This window comes from Bacteroidota bacterium (genome assembly GCA_016715945.1).
Taxonomy (GTDB): domain Bacteria; phylum Bacteroidota; class Bacteroidia; order Bacteroidales; family F082; genus JALNZU01.
This window is the reverse complement of sequence record JADJXJ010000001.1, coordinates 175,161-195,156: the sequence shown is the minus strand read 5'-3', so window position 1 is coordinate 195,156 and position 19,996 is coordinate 175,161. Positions and strand designations below refer to the sequence as shown.

Here is a 19,996-nt window from a genome sequence, read left to right as displayed (position 1 = left end):
CCGGCTCAGTGGGTTTTGGTCATGTTTTCGGGCACCAACAGCACAAAATCGGCTACGCCTTTCTTATCGTCCGGAAGTCGGAGAGGCTGAGCTGTTTCGAGTGTCGAAATGACCATGATCTTTAATTCCGGGCGGAGTTTTCGCAAATACCAGACAATACCCTCAAAGTTGTCGGAGTGGTAGGCGCCGTTGAAATGAATAAACTTCTTCCCGGCAGCGAGGTTCTGGTGAATAAACCAGGCCATGGTGGCATCTTTCACAGCCTGGGCTTTTGGAAAATTGGCCACATTTGGTCCTCCGCCATGCCCTGCCATCATGTCGAGCATAGCTTTATACGATGGCAATTCGGGATCGTAAGCAATGGGCAAAGGTGCAATGAAGGCCTTTTCGTCCTCAGGCAACGATTCGAGCGCCTCGAAGCCCTGGCGGAACACCTGTGAGGCATAGCGCCGCGGAATATTTGTGGCAATAAAGGGCAATTTGCGATCGCGTGCAAGCAGCACAAGAGGTTCAATATCGGTTTTATAGTTAGGCCAAAGGCGTGCAGCTTTCTGGAGGCTGTCGCGATTGATCAGGCCGGCGAGAAAATTGTTGAGCGCAGCCTGATTGTCGGTTTCGAACATTTCGGCGCCCAGCACAAGTTGTTCCCCAAATTTATCGGCAAGGGCTGTGGTCAGTTCAAGTTGCATCCAATGGGCTATGGGATTGTTGTGCAGCTCACCAAAAAACACCACATCGGCCTGCGAAGCGGCACGAAGCATCTTTACGAACGACGACTTTCTGCCTTTTGAGTCAACCAGCCTGAACGCAAGCGGGTCGGCCGAAAAAACCAACAGCGGAGCAAGAAGCAAAAGTGCAACGAGATATTTTCTCATGGTGTGTTTTTATGGTTGAACAGAAAGTCGTTGGCAAACGTGAAAGGCAAAAGGCTGGCAACCGATTCGATAACCATCACCGGCCCTTGCTGTCCTTGCATGATGACGCGTATCGGGAGATTGCTCATCTTTTCGTATTCGGCCATTACCTGTCTGCAAGCGCCGCATGGCGTAACAGGCTGATCAATGATACTTTGCTTGTTTTTTGCTGTAATTGCAATGGCTTTAACCCCCATACCGGGATGCAATGCTGAGGCATAAAAAAGTGCAACCCGCTCGGCACATAAACCGGAAGGATAAGCCGCGTTTTCCTGGTTATTGCCGGTAATGACGGTGCCATCGTCAAGCAGCACCGCAGCCCCTACGCTGAAGCCACTGTAAGGGGCATACGCCCTTGTGGCTGCCTCGTGCGCCATGGCAAGCAAACGGGCGTCCCCGGCCGGGAGCTCTTCTAGACTGGAAAACCATTGATAGTCCAGCACGATGGATGATTTGGCCATGTCAAGATGATTTGCTCCTGCAAATGTAAACAAAACACGCTATTGCCTGCCGCGATGGCTGTTGTGTGGATTGAGCGCAGCGGTGAACAGGAAAAAGGCATTAAAGAAAGCAAACAATGTGACCCCGGGCTGCGACTCCAGGGTGTCTTCGGTGAACATGGACATTATCATCAACACGATGAACATCAGGTAAATAAGGTCATGGTAGCGTCTGAGCTTTAGTGCTGGGTATATCAACGCAAAAACAAACCAGATCAGCCCGACAATTCCAAAGGCAACGAGCACCGATACAAACTGGTTGTGTGCACGCCATTTGAATTTTTCCTGCAAGGGGGTATTCAGCTCATCATATGCCTGCCTGAAAGCCTCCGGGGCATCGCCTGTACCTACCCCAAACAGGAAATTGTTTTTAAAGATATGCCACGAAGCTTTGAGGTATTCAATCCGCTGGAAATCGCTGCTTCGGTTGGGATCGCCAAAAAATTTCATGTTCTGGTAACCCATGAATGCCTTGGAGATGCGTGTGCGCAATCCGGGTTGCAGATAATTGGCATTTGCAATCCCCTTTTCAATATTTCGGATATCCTGCGGGCTTAGGGCGGCCACACCATCGGCATCTTTGCGCAAATCCAGGGACGTCATGTATCGTATGATGGTGTACATGATAAGCTGTCCGGCTTCGTCCTGCCCATAAAAGTTGTAACTGCTTCTTTGGTTCCAGGCATCAGCCAGCTCAGCTTCGGCCAGATATAGCCCGATGTGTTTTCCGTCTTCCACGCCAAAATGCACGGTATCGTGCCGGTAAGGATAGCCTCTGGAAGTGAACTGGTCAAGCTGCTCCAGGTTGACGCGAGCCCGCGATGAGACGTCTTTTGTGGTTCGTGCAACAAACACAAAAGCAGAAACAGGAATGAGCACAGCCATTAACAGCAGCGACCACCTGACCACGGCTTGCCTGATCCGCCAGATAAGCCAAAAAGCCAGCAAGGTAAGCAAGACCACAAGCGCGATAAAACCGGTAGCCGATTCAAGCAGATTGATGATGTAGAAAAACCAAACCGAAAACACCATTGCAGCCAGATACATATACCAGGGCATGTTGCGGTACCTTAGCACCATCACAATCAAAATGACGATGGAGAGCACGAGGGTAAGGCTGAAACGAACCGGACTGATAAACAGGGATATCTCACGGATATCGGTAAAGTTTCCTTTTAAATAAGCCGCAAAGCTGAACAAACTGCCGGCAAAAACCGCCGCTACGAAAAATAGCAGGAGGGTATTGGTTTTCTTCTCCGAAAGCCGGGGCATTGAGCCGAGCACCAAAGGAAGCAGCGAAAGCGGCAGCTTGATCCGAAGGTCTTTGGAAGCATAGGCCATATCGGAGGTATAAAGCAACCCAACAATGTGGAGAAGGAAAACTGAAGCAGCGACAACAGCGGCTTTGTTACTGAGAAAAGCGCTCCACCTTTGGCGGATGTTTCGCCCCACTGAAGTCCAGAATCCGGTAGTTGTTGGCCGGTCATAAAAAATCCAGACCAGCAGCAGCAAAATCTGTGCAACCGACATCCCGAACTCCGACAAGGGGATGCTGCAAGCCAGCAGGATCAAAACTATAAAGTACCAGTCAATGCCAGGTCGCTGCATGCAAAACGGATTTTCAGATGCGGCCCCTTTCGAAAACAGCGCGGTATGCAGAAGGATTGCTAAGCAATTCAATGGCTTTCTTCACCTCGGGATCATCCTTTAAAGCGCTGATAATCTTTCCTTTCTGATAGTAGTATCGCGAAACTATTTCCACCCTGAGCAGCTGCTCAATCTCGCGGCGGTGCAACTGAAAATCTTTTTCCTTGATTGCGTTGAACTGAGTTCGCAGTTGCTCAATATGTTGTTCAACCTCCTGAAGGTAAGATTCCTGTTCGGCTATCTTTTTCAGCTCTTCGAGCAGCTTTTCGCTCCGGGTGGTGTAGTCAAAGTTTTTCCGGCGGGTGAAATTGATAAAGTCGTTGTAGATCTCATCTGTGATTTCAAATTCTTCAGGAGGAGGGATCTGGCTGTGGGTGCGGGCAAACTCGTTGGCAAACTTAAAGATGTAGTTGCCGGTGAACAGGCTAGAGCTGATGGGGCTGAATTCCACAGGGTCCATGACGATATCCGGCATGATGCCGCCATAGTCGTACACCAGGCGTCCTTTGCGGGTTTTGTAGGTCGAGCGGAGCGAATCGGGTACAAGGCCGCCGTTCTCGTCTTTGTGGGCGTAGTCGATCTCCTGTATGCACCTGCCGCTGGGAATGTAGTATTTCGCGATAGTCAGCTTGAGCTGGGTATTGTAAACAAGAGGCACCACATTCTGCACCAGGCCTTTGCCAAATGTTCTCTGGCCGATTACCAGACCCCGGTCGAGGTCTTGCATGGCTCCGGCAACAATTTCGCTGGCCGAAGCACTGCCTTCGTTCACCAGTATCACCAGCGGGAGGTCGGGTTCGAGCGGGGCAGTACGGGTGCGGTGCACAGTGGTTTGCTCCGGGGCCTTACCTTTGGTGCTGACGATAAGCTCACCTTTTTCCACAAAAAGTCCGGCAATATCCACTGCTTCATTCAGCAAGCCTCCTCCGTTGCCCCGCAGGTCGATAATCAGGCCCTTGAGCGGCTGCTGCTTTTTGAGGTTCAGGATGGTTTCGCGCACCTCGGCGGCAGCTTTCTGAGTAAAGCCTGACAGGCGGAGATAACCTATTCCGCCAGGAAAAACAGTCGCATAAGGGATGTTGTCAATTTTAATCTTTTCCCGCTTGAGTTCAAACTCCAGGGGCAATTCTTCCCCTTCGCGGCCAATGCGCAGGCGCAGGGTGGAACCAGGTGCACCTTTAAGCAATTCGCTTACCTCCGACGAGGGACGCCCTTTCATATCCACACCATTGACCTCTAGTATTTTATCACCCGGAATCAACCCGGCCTTCTGCGCCGGGAAACCTTCGTAAGGTTCTGAAATGATGACATACTCGCCACTCTGCTGAATGAGCGAGCCAATGCCACCGTATTCTCCCGTGGTCATCAGCCGGAGGTCCTCAATCTGCGATTCGGGCACAAAAACTGTGTAAGGGTCGAGCTCCTGCAACATGGCATTGATAGCAGCCTCGTTGAGTTTAGAGGGATTGATCTCGTCCACATAGTTTATATTGAGCTCCTTCAGGATGCTGTTGTAAATCTCAAGGCTCTTTGAGATTTCAAAGTTGTTGCGGCTTTGTGCCACAAGTGCATCTGCCCCGAAAAACGGAAGCAACAGGAAGACAATCAGATAGCAAAAGTGTTTCATGCAACTGTCAGTTTATTGTATTAAGGCACAGGATCATAACCACTTCCACCCCATGGGTGGCACGAAGCAATACGTTTGACCGACAACCATCCCCCCTTCAGAAAGCCATGCTTTTTCAAGGCTTCGATGCTGTAGTTGGAACAGGTGGGATAATACCGGCAGGAGCGCCCCAGATAGGGCGACAAAGTATATTGGTATAGCCTCACCAACAGGATAGCCAGATAAGTGGGTATGTTAATCAGATGCTTCATCGGATCTGGTTAAACGATGTATTGCCTGAATTATTTTGCTTTCAAGCGCAGCATAGGCCGGCATATCCTGGCGGGAATAGATGAGTGCCACATGCAGGTTTTTCTGACGCTTCTGGGCAAGTTCCCAGACTCTATTGCTGTGACGCCTCCATGCTTCACGCATCAGCCGGCGTATCCGGTTGCGGTGCGAGGCCTTTCTAAAACTGCGTTTGGAAATGGTAAACATCACCTGAACAGGCACATCAGCTTGCTCGTCATGCCAACGGTAAACCACCCTCACAGGCGGCACAGCAAAAGAATTTCCATTTCCGAAAAGCTGCATCACTGCTGAGCGTCCCCTCAGGATGTGCGCACGAGGCAGCCCCTCCCCGGCCGGAATCTGATGCTGTTTGTTCATGCTGCAAAGATAGGCTTATGGCGGCATGCAATGCGTTGCCCGCCAAAGCAGAAATCCATACCGAGTGTTGCCTTAAAGATTTTTTTTCAATGGCCGATGTTGTGAAAAACAAAAAACATTAAAATTGCACCGATTTGAACAGAAGAAACACCGAATCATCAGTTAAACAATAAGTTAAAAAGTCAACATATAAGCTGCCATATATTTCGATACATTTTGCCACCCCATGGCAAATGCGCGCACAACAGAAATCCCTTAAATCAAATCAATTTCATAACTAAATCTAAACCAATCACGTAACACTTTGTGACATGAAACCGGTAAAGAAAAAAACACGTCGGCACGACCTCCCCGAAAACGACGAGTTTATCCGCAAACCTGTGAAGAAAATGATTGCCAAGCGCGATCGAAAGCCCACGGTTTACGACGCTTACAGCGAAGAAGACGAGGCCGAGGACTTCGACCTGTTCAGGTTTGATGACGACGAATCGTTTGACGACGAAGACGAAGAATAAGTTTTTCTAACCTATATAAAAAAAGCCGGCTTGAACGCCGGCTTTTTATTTTTGAATATCAGAGTATTCCCCTCTTTTTAAGCAGGGCTTTGCGGTCGGGCTGCTTGCCACGGAAGGCCACATAGAGTTCCATGGGATCGACCGTGCCGCCTTTTTCGAGCACCCAGGTACGGAAACGGCTTGCTGTGGCCTGGTCGAACAGGCCGTTTTCCTTAAATGCTTCAAAGGCATCGGAGTCGAGCACTTCGGCCCAGAGGTAGCTGTAATACCCGGCAGAATAACCACCTGAAAAGATATGACTGAAGTAGGTGCTGCGGTAACGCGGCACAATCTGGGGGATCAAACCTGACTTTTTCACCGAAACAGCTTCAAAAGCATCCACATCCTGAGGCACATCGCCCTCAAGCACATGCCAGTCCATATCGAGCTGCGATGCAGCCAGGTATTCGGCCATGGCAAAACCCTGATTGAACTTTCCGCTGCGTTGCATCTTTTCCACAAGTTCCTGAGGGATAAGCTCTCCGGTTTCGTAGTGAAATGCATACAGGGCCAGCACCTCAGGTTCCGATGCCCAGTTTTCCATGATCTGGGAGGGCAGCTCCACAAAGTCGCGGGGCACGTTGGTGCCGCTGAGCGAGGCATAGGTAGTGTTGGCCAGCAGGCCATGCAGGGCATGTCCCATCTCGTGGAACAAGGTTTCCACTTCGTCCCAGCTCAGCAAGGCAGGCATGCCCGACGAGGGTGGGGTGAAGTTGTAGCAGGTGGTTACAATCGGATGCACAAATTCTCCATCACGGATACTTTGTTCGCGGAAGTTGCTCATCCATGCGCCACCCGATTTTGACGGACGCGGAAAGTAGTCCATATAAAGAATGCCGACATGGCGGCCATCGGCCTCGGTCACTTCATACACTTCCACATCGGGGTGATATTTGGGAAGGTCGTTGCGTGCATCGAACCTGAGGCCATAAAGTTTACCGGCAAGCGCAAAAACACCATCGCGCACGTTCTCGAGCTTGAAATATGGCCTGAGGGCATTCTCATCGAGGTCGTACCTTTCCTTGCGAACCATTTCGGCATAATACCACCAGTCCCAGGGCTCAAGCTTGAAGTTGCCACCGGTTTTATAGATCATTTTTTGCAGCTCCTCGGCTTCCTTGCGCGCCATTGGCATGGCATCGCGCGAAAGCTCGGCCACAAAGTTCATCACTGCATCGGGCGTTTTGGCCATGGATTGGTCGAGCACAAAGGCGGCATGGTTAGGATATCCCAGCAACTGTGCCTTCCGGATACGCAGTTCAACCGAACGCAATACGAGCTTCTTGTTGTCGAATTCATCGTCATTGTCGCCGCGCATGATGTAGCCTTTGAACATCTTCTCGCGCAGCGCCCTGTTGTGTGCATATTGCAACACAGGTATCAGGCTGGGTTTGTGCAGGGTAAGCAGCCATTGGCCGGCCTTTCCCTCAGCTGCAGCGGCCTCGGCCGCGCTGTTGATAAACGACTCAGGCAAGCCGGCCAGTTCGCTGATGTCGTCCACAAAATATTTGAACCTGTTGTTTTCGGCCAGCACATTATCGCCAAACTGAAGCGAGAGCAGCGAAAGTTCCTCGTTAATCTTCCTGAGCTGTTCTTTTTGCTCATCATTGAGCAGGGCGCCACCTCTTACAAAACGCTTGTACAATTTGTCGAGCAACATGCGCTGTTCGGAGTTCAGGCTGAGCTGATCCATCTGGTCGTGCAGCACCTTTACCCGCTCGAACAGCTTCTGGTTGAGCATGATGTCGTCGTTATGTGCCGACAACCTGGGCGAAATCTCCTTAGCAAGGGCCTGCATGGAGTCGCTGGTTAGTGAGGAGTTCAGGTTGAAAAACACGTCGCTTACCCTGGTCAGTAAAGCGCCACTGCGCTCGAGCGCTTCGACGGTGTTGGCAAATGTGGGTGGCTCGGGATTATTTGCGATTTCATCCACTTCGGCCTTTTGCGCAGCCATACCAGCTTCGAATGCAGGCAGATAGTCGGATAGCTGAATCTGCTCGAAAGGCGGTATGCCATAAGGCGTTTCGTAAGGCTGCATGAACGGATTCATTCGGGCTTCTTTTTGTTTTGTTTTACAAGATGTTGCAACCAGGATGACCACGGCTGCCAGCATGAAGTTTCTGAACATCAGTTTCTGGTTTTTGATTCGGCAGCCAAAGTTAAACCCTTATTTTTTGTTGTGTGCCGCATGCATGAAAGCGGACAAAACAAAAAAGCAAACGGCCGTGCCGCTTGCTTTTGTCTTTTCTTCTATGCTTTAAATCAGGATTTTCTCACTTTGATGGTGCATCCGATGGCACGTGTGAAGTCTGGATCAGGACTTTTGCCCTGCTCAATGGCTTCGATGGCGCTCTCCACATATTTCTTATCTGCCTTAGTGGCATCTTCGTGATTGTTGTCGATAGCTCCGATATAGCGCACAATCAGATCAGCATCCTGGCGCTGAAGCAAAAACACGTGGGGCGTGCGGGTGGCTCCATATTCCTTGTACACAGTCTGTTCCGCATCGAGCAGGTAAGGGTAAGGAAAGTTCTTTTCCTTTGCCCTGATCTGCATTTTTGAATAGCTGTCCTGCGGCTGGGCGATGCTGTCGTTGGGATTGATCGCAATCACAGGATATCCCATGGGTGCAAACTTGTTGTGCAGTTCGATCTTCCGATCTTCATAGGCAACGGAATAGGGACAATGGTTGCAGGTGAAAATCACGATAAATCCTTTTGCATCAGGATAATCCGCCATCGAAACCATACGTCCGTCCACATTGCGGAGCCTGAAATCGGCAGCTTTATCGCCCACCTTATAGCCCTGGGCCATGAGTGCAACCGACAGGGCCAGCATAGAGAAAATGAGTGTGATTTTTTTCATTGTTCAGTGTATTTATTTGGTGATGAGTTGCTTAACCACTTGGTCAAGTTCTTCGAAGGTATAGCTTCCTTCACGAAATACCTGCCTGTTACCTTTGTATATGAGCGTGGCAGGAATGGCCCCCGACCAATCGGGATTGACTTTGGCAATCCAGGCATTGGCATCAGGAGCATTGAGGTGAATCACCTCGGCTTTCAGTTTGTGCTGCTCCACAAAAGGCAACAGGCGACTTTCCTTTTGCCGGTTGAAATCGAGGCTAACCAGTATCATCCTGAACTTATTACGGTGATATTTCTGATTTAAGCGCTCAAAATCAGGCAGTTCCTTCACACATGGCGCACACCATGTGGCCCAGAAGTTTACCACGTAAACAGTATCGTTTTGCTGCCTGAGCAATGGCTCGAACGCTTCAAATGTAAGCGTGGGAATGTTTTTTACCGTTTTGTTTCCCGGCCCGGCGAAAGCGGCCATGCTCAACACAAGCCATACAGCAAGCAATATCAATCTGTTCATGCCATTACAACAAAATGAAAGCACCATTGTTCAACGTCCATCAATCCTGACGATCAGGCAGATACCTGAAACGGCGTTCGTTCAGGTAGGCTGTGATGGAGACAATGGCTACAATCGCTACGGTATAATACACAAAAGTCGGGATCGGCACCGGATCGCCAGCGGCATAGCTATGCAATCCTGACAGGTAGTAGTTGACACCAAAGTAGGTCATGATGATTGCACTCAGCGACACCAGGGTGGCAAAACTAAAGCTGTAGTCGGTTTTCAGTCCGGGCACATATCCCATGTGAGCCACAAAGGCATAAACCAGCACCGAAACCAAAGCCCATGTTTCTTTGGGATCCCAGCCCCAGTAGCGGCCCCACGATTCATTTGCCCATATGCCTCCAAGGAAAGTTCCGATGGTAAGCAGGTAAAGCCCGATGATGATGGTGCGTTCGTTGATATAGTTGAGTTCCTTGATTTTCTGAGCGAGGCGCCCAAAGTTCTTCTCGGTTTTCATAATCATGATAATCAGGTTCATGAATCCGAGCAATGCGCCCAGGGCAAAGAAACCATAGCTGGCAGTTATCACAGAAACGTGGATGGTGAGCCAATACGATTTAAGTACAGGCACGAGGTTGGTTATTTCGGGATCGAGCCAGGCAAGATGAGCCACCATCAGGATGATGGACGCCATGATGGATGTGGCTGCTATGGTCATCTGCGACTTGCGGGCGAAAAGAAGTCCTGCCAGCACGGTAACCCATCCGATATAAATCATGGATTCGTAACCATTGCTCCAGGGTGCACGCCCGGCTATGTACCAACGCATGGCCAGTCCGAAGGTTTGCAGGGCAAAGAAGACCACCATGATCCAGTAAAATACATTCAGCGTGGAGTTGATCCATTTGCGCTCTCTGAAAATATTCATAAACACCAACACTAGCATGATCACACCGGCCAATCCGTAAAGGTTGCCAAGCCTGTCGAAAATCATCATGCGGTTGTAGATCATTTCGGCCCGGATCTTGCCTTGCGAGGGCAGAATCTCAGCACCATATTTCTGCTGATAATTCTTCATTCCCTCGAGAATAAGGTTGGCCTGTTCCATATTGCCCGAAGCCAACGAACTGAAATACACATTGAAAGCACTGGCAACAAAAGTTGAATCATCGGAATTAAGCCCGGCAGGCCGGGTTCCGGGCGTAAACCAGGGTGCGTGCGAGTCGCGCGGATCGGGAAACACCTTGAGCAGCTCGCCGGTGTAGACGTAATAGGCGATATTCACACGCTCGTCCACCGCAATCACATCGTTATCGAACTTCGATCTTTCGGCAGGCTTGCGTGCATAGGCCTGGCTCACCAGGTCGCGCAGCTTATATCCCCCGCCCTGATTAAAGTCGAGCATGTCCACAAAGGCAGCGTGATTTCCGGTAATGCCAAGAAACTTCTTCAGTTCGGGATGCGACACCTTGATCATTCGCACAAGCTGCCATTTCTCCGGTTCCATCTGCATGCCAATCAGCACTTGTTCAGGATTCATTCCGGCGAAACTTGTCTTGCGCGACACCTTTCGCAACATTTCACTGGCAAGTGTATTCAGGGGCTTCAGGCGGCCGTCATGGTCCTGCACAAGCAGCTCTCCAAAGGCCGAAGCATGTTTTTTGTCCACTACTTTAAGCTGCCCAATGTCGGCACTATGCGGTTGATTTTGTGCCTGTATGGCTGGCGTAAGCATCATCAGCAAAGCAACAAATCCGGCCTTTTTACGCATAAGTTTTCCGAGCAATGCAAACCTGGTATTGGGCACCACCAGGGCCAGCATCATGCCGAGGGTCATCAGAAAGTACCCAATGTAGGTAACGATCGTTCCGGCAGCATCTTTGTTCACCGACAGTACCGTTCCAAGCTCATCCTTGTCGTAGGATGACTGAAAAAACCTATATCCGCCATAGTTAAGCACGTTATTCATAAAAATCCTGTATGGCATTTCAATTCCTTTGCGCTCATCAATCAAAATCACCTCGCTTGCATAGGATGAAGGGCTATTTGAACCCGGATATCTATCCAACTGAAAATCAACAAGCTTAAGTGAAAATGGCAGCTGGATATCAATAGCTCCGTAAACCATCCTGATTTCTGCGCCGTTGAGCTGGGTCACTGCAGGCTCGCCTTTGTAACCTTTTCCACCCCTCAGGGCAAGGCTTGTGGTTTGTCCGCCCGATTCGAGCTCAACAATCATGGCATTCATAAAACGCATGTCTTTGCCCTTGTAGCTGGTAAAGTCAACCTTGCCATTTTCGTAAATGTCCGTCAGTACGATGCGCGTATCGCCCATGCCATAAAGCTTACGCATTTCGAAAGGATGCCATTGCCCTGCTGCCAGGGTGTCGCTTGTTCCACCCATCATAGCCATTGCTGTAACTACTTCCGGAGCATTGAACTCCACCACATTGCCGGTCATACGAAGGTTAAAGGCACCTTCCTCGAATGGCTGGTTGAAAATGTATCGTACACCAAGAAAGTTGCGTTGATCTCCGGTTTTGATAATCAGATTATTACGCCCGGCATTGCCAGACGATACCACCATCACCAGATATGGCTCGCCCTCGCCGGGATTGCCACGTACAAGGATCTCCTGTGCATTGGGTATATAGCGCACCGACCTGATGCGAAAATCTTTATCATTGATCGAAACCCTTTCGCGATATGCCTTTTCCGACAAGGGCGACATGAGCACCTCGCGTTGCGAGCGCACCAGTTTGTCGCCATCTTTGATCTCGGTGACTACATAGGACTTCTCGGAAATCATCGTAGATTCGGTTTCGCCCTCACGAATGCTCATAATACCCTCATAGCCAATATATCGGGTTATTGCAGCTCCTGCAAGAATGACGATAAATGAAATGTGAAACACAAAAATCACGAGCTTCTCCCTGCGCCACATCTTGTAGCGGAATACATTGGCAACCAGGTTTATACCGAGCAGAACCAGTAAAACTTCGAACCAGGTGGCATTATACACCACCGCCTTGGCGGCTTCGGTGCCAAAATCGTTTTCGATGAAAGTGGCCGTGCCGATGGCAATGGCAAATGCAATCAGCATCAGGCTCATCATTTCCATCGAAAAAAGAATGTTTAAAAATCGCTTCATATGGGTTAAACAAATTGTTTTTGAATGATTTAAATACAATTCAAAACTATACGAAAAAAACAATCTGGCCGGGCCGCAACCGGCATTCGGGCGGTTCCGGCCTGTTAAAAAACTTAACAGGAAAGCAAGGTTTTAATTACCAAAATGTTACAAAAGACCACAAAACTGTTCATCGGTCGCGTATGAGCACCTCGATGGCGCCTACGCCGAATTTGCTCATCGAGGCCATCCTGCTTGAAGTTCCCTCAAAATTCTCAAGGGCCTGAACGATGGCATTTTTGAGCACACCGTTTCCTACCCCATGGATGAAGGTCACTTTATGGTAATCTTCCGCCATGGCGCTGTTGAGGGCTTTGTGGAAATATTCGAGCTGGATGTTGAACATATCGTGGCTGCTCAGGCCGCTGATGTTGTCAACCAGTTCGCCAATGTGCAGATCCACTACGGCCTCCCCTTCGGCCGTACGGTGTTTGTCGATAAGCGCCTTTTCCCTGACCGGAGCCTGAACCCGGACCGGCTCGGCATCAGTTTTCTCTGCAGTCTGCCGCAAAGCCGCAAAGGGTTCGAGTTGCATGAAAACAGCTTTTTCGCCCAGCACGGCGAGCTGGACATAACTTCCTTCTTTGTAAAACCTTGAGGGCTTGATATGGAAGTGTGCATGCAGGGGCCGAAGCGGCTCGGCCACCTGGTCGAACACCGGCAAGCCTTGCACCACACCTTTGGTCCAGTGGTTGAGGTCGTCGCGCGATATGGTTTCAATCACAGCCTTGCTGTATGGTTCAAGCTGGCCATAATCGGCATTCATCCATTGTCCGTCGGCGAAAATGTGCAGTGTGTAAAGCAATTCCACCGGACTATGATTGACCAGAACCACATCGAGTGGCCCGGTGAGCAACCATTGCTGCTCGTGGGGTACAAAGGCCAGATAAAACCCTTCCTGCTCGGGATTTTTTGCAAAGCGGCGAAGCTGGGTTTTACGCGCCTGGTCCTGAAGTTCAGCCTCAGCGACCTGCCTGGCTTGCAATTCCTTTTGAAGCGCATCCGTAGCAGCCTGCCTGTTGGTAGGAGCTTCCGGCTGCACTACCACCAGCTCCGATATAAGCACCGGGATTTCAAAACCATCCTCTATGGCAACCAATGCCATACGGCTGTCGATGAGCCGCACAACCCTTCCTCCGCCGGTCGCATTCAAAAAACGAACCTCATCTCCGGGTTTGATGTTATTCATTGCGTATATGTTTTAAACCGCAAAGATAGTTTGCCGCCAAGTTTGACTGAATGGGTTGTCCGTTACACAGGTAGATTGGTATTATTTTTGTATTTATTTAACACTTGGAACTCCAAACTCAAAATCAATGAAAAATCTGTTTATCAGGCACTTAATCCCGATTATTGTTTTCGCCGCATCGTTGTTATCTTGCAACAAACCAAGCCAGGTTCCAACCGGCGACCTAGAGCTCCTTGCTGTGCACAAAGTAGGTCAGGAACCGCTGGAAACCAACAAAATGATATACACCAATGCGGCAGGCAACAATTACCTCGTCACCGAGGTGCAGTGGTTTATCTCCCGCCTGAGCCTGACGCGGCCGGATGGCAGCAAACTTGTGCTGAACAACGGGGAGCCGGTTTATTTCGACAGCAATATTCCGGCTACGTTGTCGCAAATGTTTTCCGGGATACCCGCGGGCACATACAATGGAATAAGTTTCGTTTTCGGACTCGACGAGGCCATGAACAAAAGCCTGAAATACACCAATCCACCGGAGTCGTTTATGTTCTGGCCCGATTACCTGGGCGGCGGTTACCATTACATGAAACTGAACGGCAAATGGCTGAACAACAATGGCTTGCTCGAACCTTTCAATTTTCACCTTGGCATCGGGCAGATTTACGACAGTGCAGCGCCCAAGGCTGCGATGGTGGATATGAACCAATGTTGCAAACATGCCCAGCACTGCGAAGGCTATCAACCACCTCAAAAAACACTGCCTGTGGTTGGCTTTATCCACAACGATTTCGAGGTAAATATTCCGGCAGCCATCGTTGTTGAGGCAGGCAAAACCACTGCTTTGCAACTGCAAATGGACATTGACCAATGGTTCAGGGAGCCGCATGTGTACGACCACAACCATTGGGGTGGCAGCATCATGCAGCAGCAAAACGCCATGAAGCTGGGTTGTGAAAACGGGCACAATGTGTTTAGTCTGAAATTGACGGCAACGAAATGACAAGATACATCCTGGCAGTCGCTTTTGTGGCAATGACCATTGCGTCGTGCACAAAAAAGACCATTGAAACCTGGCAGCCCACCCCCTACCAGCTTGATATTCCGTTCGGATTTCCCACCCAGCTCAATATTCCGCCCAACAATCCGCTCACCGTCGAGGGCATCGAACTTGGACGTTACCTTTTTTATGATGGCAGGCTCAGCGGGCGCACACACCCCGATTCGCTGATGAGCTGCGCCACCTGCCATATCCAGGCCAACGCTTTCGAAGCCGGCATCGATCATCCGCGTTTTCAGGGTGGATTTGTGCATGGCATCACCGGCATACCGACCCAACACGTGATGCTGCCGCTCTTCAATCTGGCTTGGAACCACAGCGGATACGGCTGGAATGGGTTTATCTATCCCGACAACCCGAATGTCAATCTGCGCAACATCGAAGATTTTGTGCGGGTAGCCGTGATGGCCGAAGACGAGATGAATGCCGACACCAACAGGGTCAAGGCTTTGTTTCAGGGCCTGAAGGGTTACCCGGAACTGTTTTACAAAGCATTTGGTTCGAGTCAGGTCACTTTCAAAAACATCGAGCGGGCCATCGCCCAGTTCGTCCGCACCCTAGTTTCGGCCAATTCGCGTTTCGATCGTTACCTGATGGGAGAGTTGCAGCTCACACCAGCCGAGCTGCGGGGTTTTGTGCTCTTTACCACCGAAGAAGGTGCCGACTGCTTTCATTGTCACGGAGGTGGTGGCAATCCCCTATTCACTACACACCTATTTTATAATAATGGCAAAGACACCATCTTTGCCCAGCTTGCCGACAGGTATTCCATTACCGGCAATCCGGCGCACATCGGTGCGTTCAAGGCCCCCAGCCTGCGCAACATCAGCGTGACTCCCCCTTATATGCACGACGGTCGCTTTTCGAGTCTTGATGAAGTGATTGAATTCTATTCCACCGGAGTAAAATACTCGCCTTACATCGACCCGCTTATGCATCACGTGATGCGTGGTGGCGTGCGGCTCACGCCCGCACAGCGCAACGACCTCAAAGCATTTCTGAATGCGCTGACCGACGAAGATTTTCTGACCAACCCTGCTTTTGCCCGGCCGGAAAAGTTTCCTGACCAGCAGTAAGTGTTGGTCAGATAATTTCAATGCCTATCTTTGCTGAGCCAAGCCCCGGAAAAGCATGGATCAGCAACAACCACGTGCCCCAATCAAATTCTGGCCCGACGACGACAAACCCCGCGAAAAGCTCATGCTCAAAGGCAAAGACAGCCTGAGCGATGCGGAGCTGATCGCCATACTGATAGGTTCGGGAAACAGCAAGGAGTCAGCCGTAGCGCTGTCGCGGCGCATCCTGGGCCACGTGAGCAACAACCTGGCCGAGCTTTCGAAACTCAGCCTGAACGAGCTTACCAAATTCAGGGGCATCGGAACAGCCAAAGCCATCACCATCATAGCTGCCCTGGAGCTGGGCAAGCGCAGGCGAAGCGCCGAAATCCTCCAGCGCAAAAGCATACGCAGCAGCCGCGACGCCTTCGAATCCATTTATGCCCTGGCCAGCGACCTGAGCTTCGAAAAATTCTGGATCATCCTGCTCGACCAGGCCAACCAGATACTCCGCATTGCCGAAATCAGCGAGGGAGGACTTACCGGAACCGTGGCCGACCCCAAAAAAATATTCCGCCTGGCCCTCGAAATCGGTGCAACCAACATCATCCTCTGCCACAACCATCCCTCCGGGCAACTCAGACCAAGCCAGGCAGACACCCAACTGACAGAGAAAATATTCTCAGCCGGTAAACTACTGGATATCAACGTGCTCGATCACATCATCGTCGGACACGACAACTATTTCAGTTTTGCCGACCAGGGACTGATGCCTTCCAGATAACACAAATGAAAAAACTGAAACTACTCACCGTGGTGGGCGCCAGGCCCCAGATCATCAAAGCGGCTGCCATCAGCAGGGCCATCAGGAATCACTTTGATGAACAGATTACCGAGCTGATTCTGCATACCGGACAGCATTACGACGAAAATATGTCGGCTGTGTTTTTCGATGAGCTCCGGATTCCCCGGCCCGACATCAATCTTGGCGTAGGTTCGTCGAGCCATGGGGTGCAAACTGCCCGCATGATCGAAGGCATCGAAAAGGCACTGCTAACCTATCAACCCGATATGCTGGTACTTTACGGCGACACCAACTCCACCCTTGCCGGAGCGGTGGCCGCTGCCAAGCTCAACATCCGGATCGTGCATATTGAAGCCGGCCTGCGCTCGTTCAACAAAAGCATGCCCGAAGAAATCAACCGCATCGTGTGCGATCATTGTTCCACTTTTTTGTTCAGCCCAACCCGCACCGGATTCGACAACCTGCTGCGCGAAGGATTCCGGCCCGACAACCGGCCGCCTTTCACAGCCGACAATCCGGCAATCTTTCATTGCGGTGATGTGATGTACGACAACAGCCTGCATTTTGCCCAAATGGCACTCAATGCCAGTCAACTGCCGGAAAAACACGAGCAACTGTCAGCGAACCCCTTCATCCTCTGCACGATACACCGCAACAACAATACCGACGACAGCCACCGGCTCAGCCAGATTTTCAGCGCTTTGCTGCAAATAGCTCAAAAAGGCCGACATTCAGTTTATTTGCCTTTGCACCCACGGACCATGTCGGTGCTGCACAAGCAGCTGCCCAATAACCTGCGCGATGCCCTGAAAGCACAGAAAAATTTTCATTTGGTACAACCGGCCTCATTCCTGCAGATGATCTGGCTCGAAAATCAGGCCGACATGGTGATTACCGACTCGGGAGGGGTACAGAAAGAAGCCTTCTTCTTCCGGAAACCCTGCATCATCCTGCGCGAAGAAACCGAGTGGACAGAAATTGTGGAATGCGGAGCAGCAAGGCTTGCCGGTGCCGATGAGAAAGCTATTCTTTGCGCTTATGAAGCCTTTCTGGACGCCCGGCCGGTCAGTTTTCCTGAAATTTTTGGCGACGGACATGCAGCCGAATTTATCTGCCACACCCTGCTCAAACACGCCTGAACTGAGCACCAGCACTTTAAATTCAATTATTTTTCTTTCGGCGTGCAAACTTTCAAAAAGTATCCTTACCTTTGCACTCCGTTTTCAAATTACAAATTACTGATTACAAAATCCTAATTATGAACCAGTACGAAACCGTTTTCATTTTAACTCCCGTTTTGTCTGACGAACAGATGAAGGAAGCGGTAAAGAAGTATCAGGATTTTTTGAAGGAGCAAGGTGCCGAAATCGTTCACGAAGAGCACTGGGGCATGCGCAAGCTGGCCTATCCGATCCAGAAAAAATCGACCGGCTTTTACCATCTGATCGAGTACAAGGCACCCGGCGAACTGATTGCCGAATTTGAGACCCAGCTCAAACGCGACGAGCGCGTTATCAGGTTCCTCACCGTGAAGCTCGACAAACACGCAGTTGCTTACAACGAGAAAAAACGCCGTAAAGCCACTGAAGCTGCTGAGGCCAATGCGTAACCAACTTTAAAAAATCTGAACAATGGCACAACAAGGAAGTACCGAAATCAAATATTTGACCCCCATCGCGGTTGATACCAAAAAGAAAAAGTATTGCCGCTTCAAGAAAAACCGCATCAAGTACATTGATTACAAGGATGCCGATTTTCTTCTCAAATTCGTGAACGAGCAGGGTAAGCTCTTGCCCCGCCGCATCACAGGAACCTCAACCAAGTATCAAAAAAAGGTAGCTCAGGCTGTAAAGCGTGCCCGTCATCTGGCCCTCATGCCTTATGTTGCTGACTTACTTAAATAAAAGCCGGAGGAATAAGACATGGAAATCATTCTTAAACAAGACGTCGAAAATCTGGGATTTACCCACGACATCGTAACAGTAAAAGATGGTTACGCACGCAACTATCTCATTCCCAGAGGACTGGCTGTAATTGCCAACGAAACTAACCGCAAAGTCCTTGCCGAACTCAAGCGTCAGCAAGCTTTCAAAGCCGAAAAAATCAAAAACGAAGCTCTGGTGGTAGCCAAAGCGCTCGAAGGTCTTTCGCTCCGCATTCCTGCCAAGGCTGGTGCATCCGGCAAGATCTTTGGCTCGGTAAACGCCGTACAGATTGCCAACGCCATCAAAGAAGCCACCAACATTGAGATCGACCGCAAAAAGATCCATCTCAACGAAGAAAGCGTTAAGGAACTGGGCAATTACAAAGCCAAGATCAAATTGCACAAGGAAGTGCAGTTCGAGATTGATTTTGAAGTATTTGCCGAATAAGGACACAATAAACCTAACTTTGGCCCGGACGATGAAATCCGGGCTTTTTTTATGTTGACACGTGCGCAGATACAACACCTGAGGCGGCTTGGTGATAGCCGCTACAGGAACGAAACCAGGCGTTTTGTGGCCGAAGGAGTTAAATCGGTATCCGAACTTGTGCACAGTCGGGTCGACACCGTTTCGGTTTACTGCACCGAGGCCCAATCGGCTCACCGCTGGTTATCGCGTTTTGGCGACAAAGTGCATGTGGTTCGCGAGCGCGAAATGCAGCAGATCAGCCAGATGCAAACTCCACCGGGCATCCTGGCCGAATGCCGGATCCCCGAATACTCATCCGATGGATTGAGGTTCGACGAAAACATCTGCCTTTTGCTCGACGGGATTGCCGATCCGGGCAATCTGGGAACGATCGTACGCACTGCCGAATGGTTTGGGGTAAAGCACATCTTTTGCTCACCCGACAGTGCCGATCCCTGGCAGCCAAAGGTGGTGCAAAGCGCAATGGGTTCGCTCTTCCGCAGCCACATTATCCGCACCGATTCCACTGCCGTTATCCAACAGGCCAGGCTGCAAAATGCCATTATATACGGAGCTGTAATGGATGGAAAATCGATTTATGAAGCCCCGATCAAACCAGAAGGCGCCTTGCTTGTGATCGGAAGTGAGTCGCACGGCATACGGCCTGAGCTGCAGCGAAACCTTGACCTCCGGCTGACCATACCACGGGCAGCCGACAGCCTGGCTGAATCGCTCAATGCAGGCATAGCTGCAGCCATATTGCTTGCCGAGTTTAGCAGAACAAAAACAGCTTTGAAACGTTAAAAGAAGTAACTTTGCAGAAAATACCATCCCATGTTTCTAAAAATAATTTTGCTCAGCGTTGTACTCATTGGCCTTGGAATGGCGGGTATTGCCATTAAGATGTTCTTCCAGAAAAACGGTGAATTCAAAAAGCAATGCTCCAGTGTGGATGTGAACGGACAGAAAATAGGTTGCAGTTGTGGTGGCGGAGCCAACAGCTGCGAAAACAAATCACTTGCCGAACAATAGGCCTTCGGTTCGAAAAAGT

At 50.2% G+C, this 19,996-nt stretch carries 21 protein-coding genes; 10 read left to right on the top strand and 11 right to left on the bottom strand.

Annotation, left to right across the window (positions count from 1 at the left end):
- Positions 1-5: 5 nt before the first annotated feature.
- From IPM52_00740 to IPM52_00715, 6 genes are read right to left on the bottom strand one after another with little or no spacing between them, the layout of a single operon-like run.
- Positions 6-875 carry a ChaN family lipoprotein gene (locus IPM52_00740; GenBank protein MBK9290154.1) on the bottom strand — a complete coding sequence of 290 codons (870 nt, stop codon included), beginning with the start codon at positions 873-875 and terminating at the stop codon, positions 6-8.
- Complete coding sequence (gene cdd / locus IPM52_00735) at positions 872-1,375, bottom strand: cytidine deaminase (protein ID MBK9290153.1); 504 nt, start codon at positions 1,373-1,375, stop codon at positions 872-874. The genes IPM52_00740 and cdd overlap by 4 nt, the downstream gene beginning before the upstream one ends.
- Before the next feature lie 39 nt (positions 1,376-1,414).
- Positions 1,415-3,022 carry an O-antigen ligase family protein gene (locus tag IPM52_00730; GenBank protein MBK9290152.1) on the bottom strand — a complete coding sequence of 536 codons (1,608 nt, stop codon included), beginning with the start codon at positions 3,020-3,022 and terminating at the stop codon, positions 1,415-1,417.
- Positions 3,023-3,035: 13 nt separating this feature from the next.
- Complete coding sequence (locus IPM52_00725; GenBank protein MBK9290151.1) at positions 3,036-4,688, bottom strand: PDZ domain-containing protein; 1,653 nt, start codon at positions 4,686-4,688, stop codon at positions 3,036-3,038.
- Between the two features lie 20 nt (positions 4,689-4,708).
- Entirely contained in the window at positions 4,709-4,939 is a 231-nt protein-coding gene (yidD, locus tag IPM52_00720) for a membrane protein insertion efficiency factor YidD (GenBank protein ID MBK9290150.1), read from the bottom strand.
- The gene (locus tag IPM52_00715) at positions 4,923-5,336 is read right to left on the bottom strand and encodes a ribonuclease P protein component (protein ID MBK9290149.1); all 414 of its coding nucleotides are present in this window, start codon (positions 5,334-5,336) and stop codon (positions 4,923-4,925) included. Before IPM52_00715 ends, yidD begins: the two co-directional genes overlap by 17 nt.
- 311 nt (positions 5,337-5,647) lie before the next feature.
- Between IPM52_00715 and IPM52_00710 the strand changes: the two genes are divergently transcribed.
- On the top strand, positions 5,648-5,851 hold the full coding sequence (locus IPM52_00710; protein ID MBK9290148.1) for a hypothetical protein: 204 nt from the start codon (positions 5,648-5,650) through the stop codon (positions 5,849-5,851).
- Positions 5,852-5,909: 58 nt separating this feature from the next.
- Here IPM52_00710 and IPM52_00705 read toward each other — a convergent pair whose 3' ends face one another.
- The 5 genes from IPM52_00705 to IPM52_00685 all read right to left on the bottom strand — a co-directional run bounded on the left by IPM52_00705 (position 5,910) and on the right by IPM52_00685 (position 13,635).
- Complete coding sequence (locus tag IPM52_00705) at positions 5,910-8,018, bottom strand: M3 family metallopeptidase (GenBank protein MBK9290147.1); 2,109 nt, start codon at positions 8,016-8,018, stop codon at positions 5,910-5,912.
- A 134-nt stretch (positions 8,019-8,152) separates the two neighbouring features.
- Entirely contained in the window at positions 8,153-8,755 is a 603-nt protein-coding gene (locus IPM52_00700) for a thioredoxin family protein (protein ID MBK9290146.1), read from the bottom strand.
- A gap of 12 nt (positions 8,756-8,767) precedes the next feature.
- Positions 8,768-9,268 carry a TlpA family protein disulfide reductase gene (locus IPM52_00695; protein MBK9290145.1) on the bottom strand — a complete coding sequence of 167 codons (501 nt, stop codon included), beginning with the start codon at positions 9,266-9,268 and terminating at the stop codon, positions 8,768-8,770.
- Positions 9,269-9,308: 40 nt separating this feature from the next.
- A complete protein-coding gene (ccsA, locus tag IPM52_00690; GenBank protein ID MBK9290144.1) occupies positions 9,309-12,407 on the bottom strand; it encodes a cytochrome c biogenesis protein CcsA in 3,099 nt (1,032 codons plus the stop codon).
- A gap of 169 nt (positions 12,408-12,576) precedes the next feature.
- Positions 12,577-13,635 carry a DUF2027 domain-containing protein gene (locus IPM52_00685; GenBank protein MBK9290143.1) on the bottom strand — a complete coding sequence of 353 codons (1,059 nt, stop codon included), beginning with the start codon at positions 13,633-13,635 and terminating at the stop codon, positions 12,577-12,579.
- A gap of 127 nt (positions 13,636-13,762) precedes the next feature.
- Between IPM52_00685 and IPM52_00680 the strand changes: the two genes are divergently transcribed.
- The 9 genes from IPM52_00680 (at position 13,763) to IPM52_00640 (ending at position 19,977) form a co-directional block, all read left to right on the top strand.
- A complete protein-coding gene (locus tag IPM52_00680) occupies positions 13,763-14,635 on the top strand; it encodes a hypothetical protein (GenBank protein ID MBK9290142.1) in 873 nt (290 codons plus the stop codon).
- Positions 14,632-15,768 (top strand): cytochrome-c peroxidase, encoded by a 1,137-nt coding sequence (locus IPM52_00675; GenBank protein MBK9290141.1) that lies wholly within the window; start codon positions 14,632-14,634, stop codon positions 15,766-15,768. The genes IPM52_00680 and IPM52_00675 overlap by 4 nt, the downstream gene beginning before the upstream one ends.
- A gap of 55 nt (positions 15,769-15,823) precedes the next feature.
- Positions 15,824-16,531 carry a DNA repair protein RadC gene (gene radC / locus IPM52_00670; GenBank protein ID MBK9290140.1) on the top strand — a complete coding sequence of 236 codons (708 nt, stop codon included), beginning with the start codon at positions 15,824-15,826 and terminating at the stop codon, positions 16,529-16,531.
- 5 nt (positions 16,532-16,536) lie between these two features.
- Positions 16,537-17,691, top strand: a complete 1,155-nt coding sequence (wecB, locus tag IPM52_00665) for a UDP-N-acetylglucosamine 2-epimerase (non-hydrolyzing) (protein ID MBK9290139.1) — start codon at positions 16,537-16,539, stop codon at positions 17,689-17,691.
- A gap of 119 nt (positions 17,692-17,810) precedes the next feature.
- Positions 17,811-18,161 carry a 30S ribosomal protein S6 gene (locus tag IPM52_00660; protein ID MBK9290138.1) on the top strand — a complete coding sequence of 117 codons (351 nt, stop codon included), beginning with the start codon at positions 17,811-17,813 and terminating at the stop codon, positions 18,159-18,161.
- Positions 18,162-18,183: 22 nt separating this feature from the next.
- Positions 18,184-18,456 (top strand): 30S ribosomal protein S18, encoded by a 273-nt coding sequence (locus tag IPM52_00655; GenBank protein ID MBK9290137.1) that lies wholly within the window; start codon positions 18,184-18,186, stop codon positions 18,454-18,456.
- Positions 18,457-18,474: 18 nt separating this feature from the next.
- Positions 18,475-18,924, top strand: coding sequence for a 50S ribosomal protein L9 (locus IPM52_00650; protein MBK9290136.1), 450 nt, complete (start codon positions 18,475-18,477; stop codon positions 18,922-18,924).
- Positions 18,925-18,975: 51 nt separating this feature from the next.
- A complete protein-coding gene (locus IPM52_00645; protein ID MBK9290135.1) occupies positions 18,976-19,749 on the top strand; it encodes an RNA methyltransferase in 774 nt (257 codons plus the stop codon).
- 30 nt (positions 19,750-19,779) lie between these two features.
- Entirely contained in the window at positions 19,780-19,977 is a 198-nt protein-coding gene (locus IPM52_00640; protein ID MBK9290134.1) for a membrane or secreted protein, read from the top strand.
- The last annotated feature ends 19 nt before the right edge of the window (positions 19,978-19,996 follow it).

What these genes read in the sequence shown, in the direction of transcription:
- IPM52_00740 (MBK9290154.1), bottom strand. Translation starts at nt 875, where the DNA reads ATGAGAAAATATCTCGTTGCACTTTTGCTTCTTGCTCCGCTGTTGGTT.
- cdd (MBK9290153.1), bottom strand. Translation starts at nt 1,375, where the DNA reads ATGGCCAAATCATCCATCGTGCTGGACTATCAATGGTTTTCCAGTCTA.
- IPM52_00730 (MBK9290152.1), bottom strand. Translation starts at nt 3,022, where the DNA reads ATGCAGCGACCTGGCATTGACTGGTACTTTATAGTTTTGATCCTGCTG.
- IPM52_00725 (MBK9290151.1), bottom strand. Translation starts at nt 4,688, where the DNA reads ATGAAACACTTTTGCTATCTGATTGTCTTCCTGTTGCTTCCGTTTTTC.
- yidD (MBK9290150.1), bottom strand. Translation starts at nt 4,939, where the DNA reads ATGAAGCATCTGATTAACATACCCACTTATCTGGCTATCCTGTTGGTG.
- IPM52_00715 (MBK9290149.1), bottom strand. Translation starts at nt 5,336, where the DNA reads ATGAACAAACAGCATCAGATTCCGGCCGGGGAGGGGCTGCCTCGTGCG.
- IPM52_00710 (MBK9290148.1), top strand. Translation starts at nt 5,648, where the DNA reads ATGAAACCGGTAAAGAAAAAAACACGTCGGCACGACCTCCCCGAAAAC.
- IPM52_00705 (MBK9290147.1), bottom strand. Translation starts at nt 8,018, where the DNA reads ATGTTCAGAAACTTCATGCTGGCAGCCGTGGTCATCCTGGTTGCAACA.
- IPM52_00700 (MBK9290146.1), bottom strand. Translation starts at nt 8,755, where the DNA reads ATGAAAAAAATCACACTCATTTTCTCTATGCTGGCCCTGTCGGTTGCA.
- IPM52_00695 (MBK9290145.1), bottom strand. Translation starts at nt 9,268, where the DNA reads ATGAACAGATTGATATTGCTTGCTGTATGGCTTGTGTTGAGCATGGCC.
- ccsA (MBK9290144.1), bottom strand. Translation starts at nt 12,407, where the DNA reads ATGAAGCGATTTTTAAACATTCTTTTTTCGATGGAAATGATGAGCCTG.
- IPM52_00685 (MBK9290143.1), bottom strand. Translation starts at nt 13,635, where the DNA reads ATGAATAACATCAAACCCGGAGATGAGGTTCGTTTTTTGAATGCGACC.
- IPM52_00680 (MBK9290142.1), top strand. Translation starts at nt 13,763, where the DNA reads ATGAAAAATCTGTTTATCAGGCACTTAATCCCGATTATTGTTTTCGCC.
- IPM52_00675 (MBK9290141.1), top strand. Translation starts at nt 14,632, where the DNA reads ATGACAAGATACATCCTGGCAGTCGCTTTTGTGGCAATGACCATTGCG.
- radC (MBK9290140.1), top strand. Translation starts at nt 15,824, where the DNA reads ATGGATCAGCAACAACCACGTGCCCCAATCAAATTCTGGCCCGACGAC.
- wecB (MBK9290139.1), top strand. Translation starts at nt 16,537, where the DNA reads ATGAAAAAACTGAAACTACTCACCGTGGTGGGCGCCAGGCCCCAGATC.
- IPM52_00660 (MBK9290138.1), top strand. Translation starts at nt 17,811, where the DNA reads ATGAACCAGTACGAAACCGTTTTCATTTTAACTCCCGTTTTGTCTGAC.
- IPM52_00655 (MBK9290137.1), top strand. Translation starts at nt 18,184, where the DNA reads ATGGCACAACAAGGAAGTACCGAAATCAAATATTTGACCCCCATCGCG.
- IPM52_00650 (MBK9290136.1), top strand. Translation starts at nt 18,475, where the DNA reads ATGGAAATCATTCTTAAACAAGACGTCGAAAATCTGGGATTTACCCAC.
- IPM52_00645 (MBK9290135.1), top strand. Translation starts at nt 18,976, where the DNA reads ATGTTGACACGTGCGCAGATACAACACCTGAGGCGGCTTGGTGATAGC.
- IPM52_00640 (MBK9290134.1), top strand. Translation starts at nt 19,780, where the DNA reads ATGTTTCTAAAAATAATTTTGCTCAGCGTTGTACTCATTGGCCTTGGA.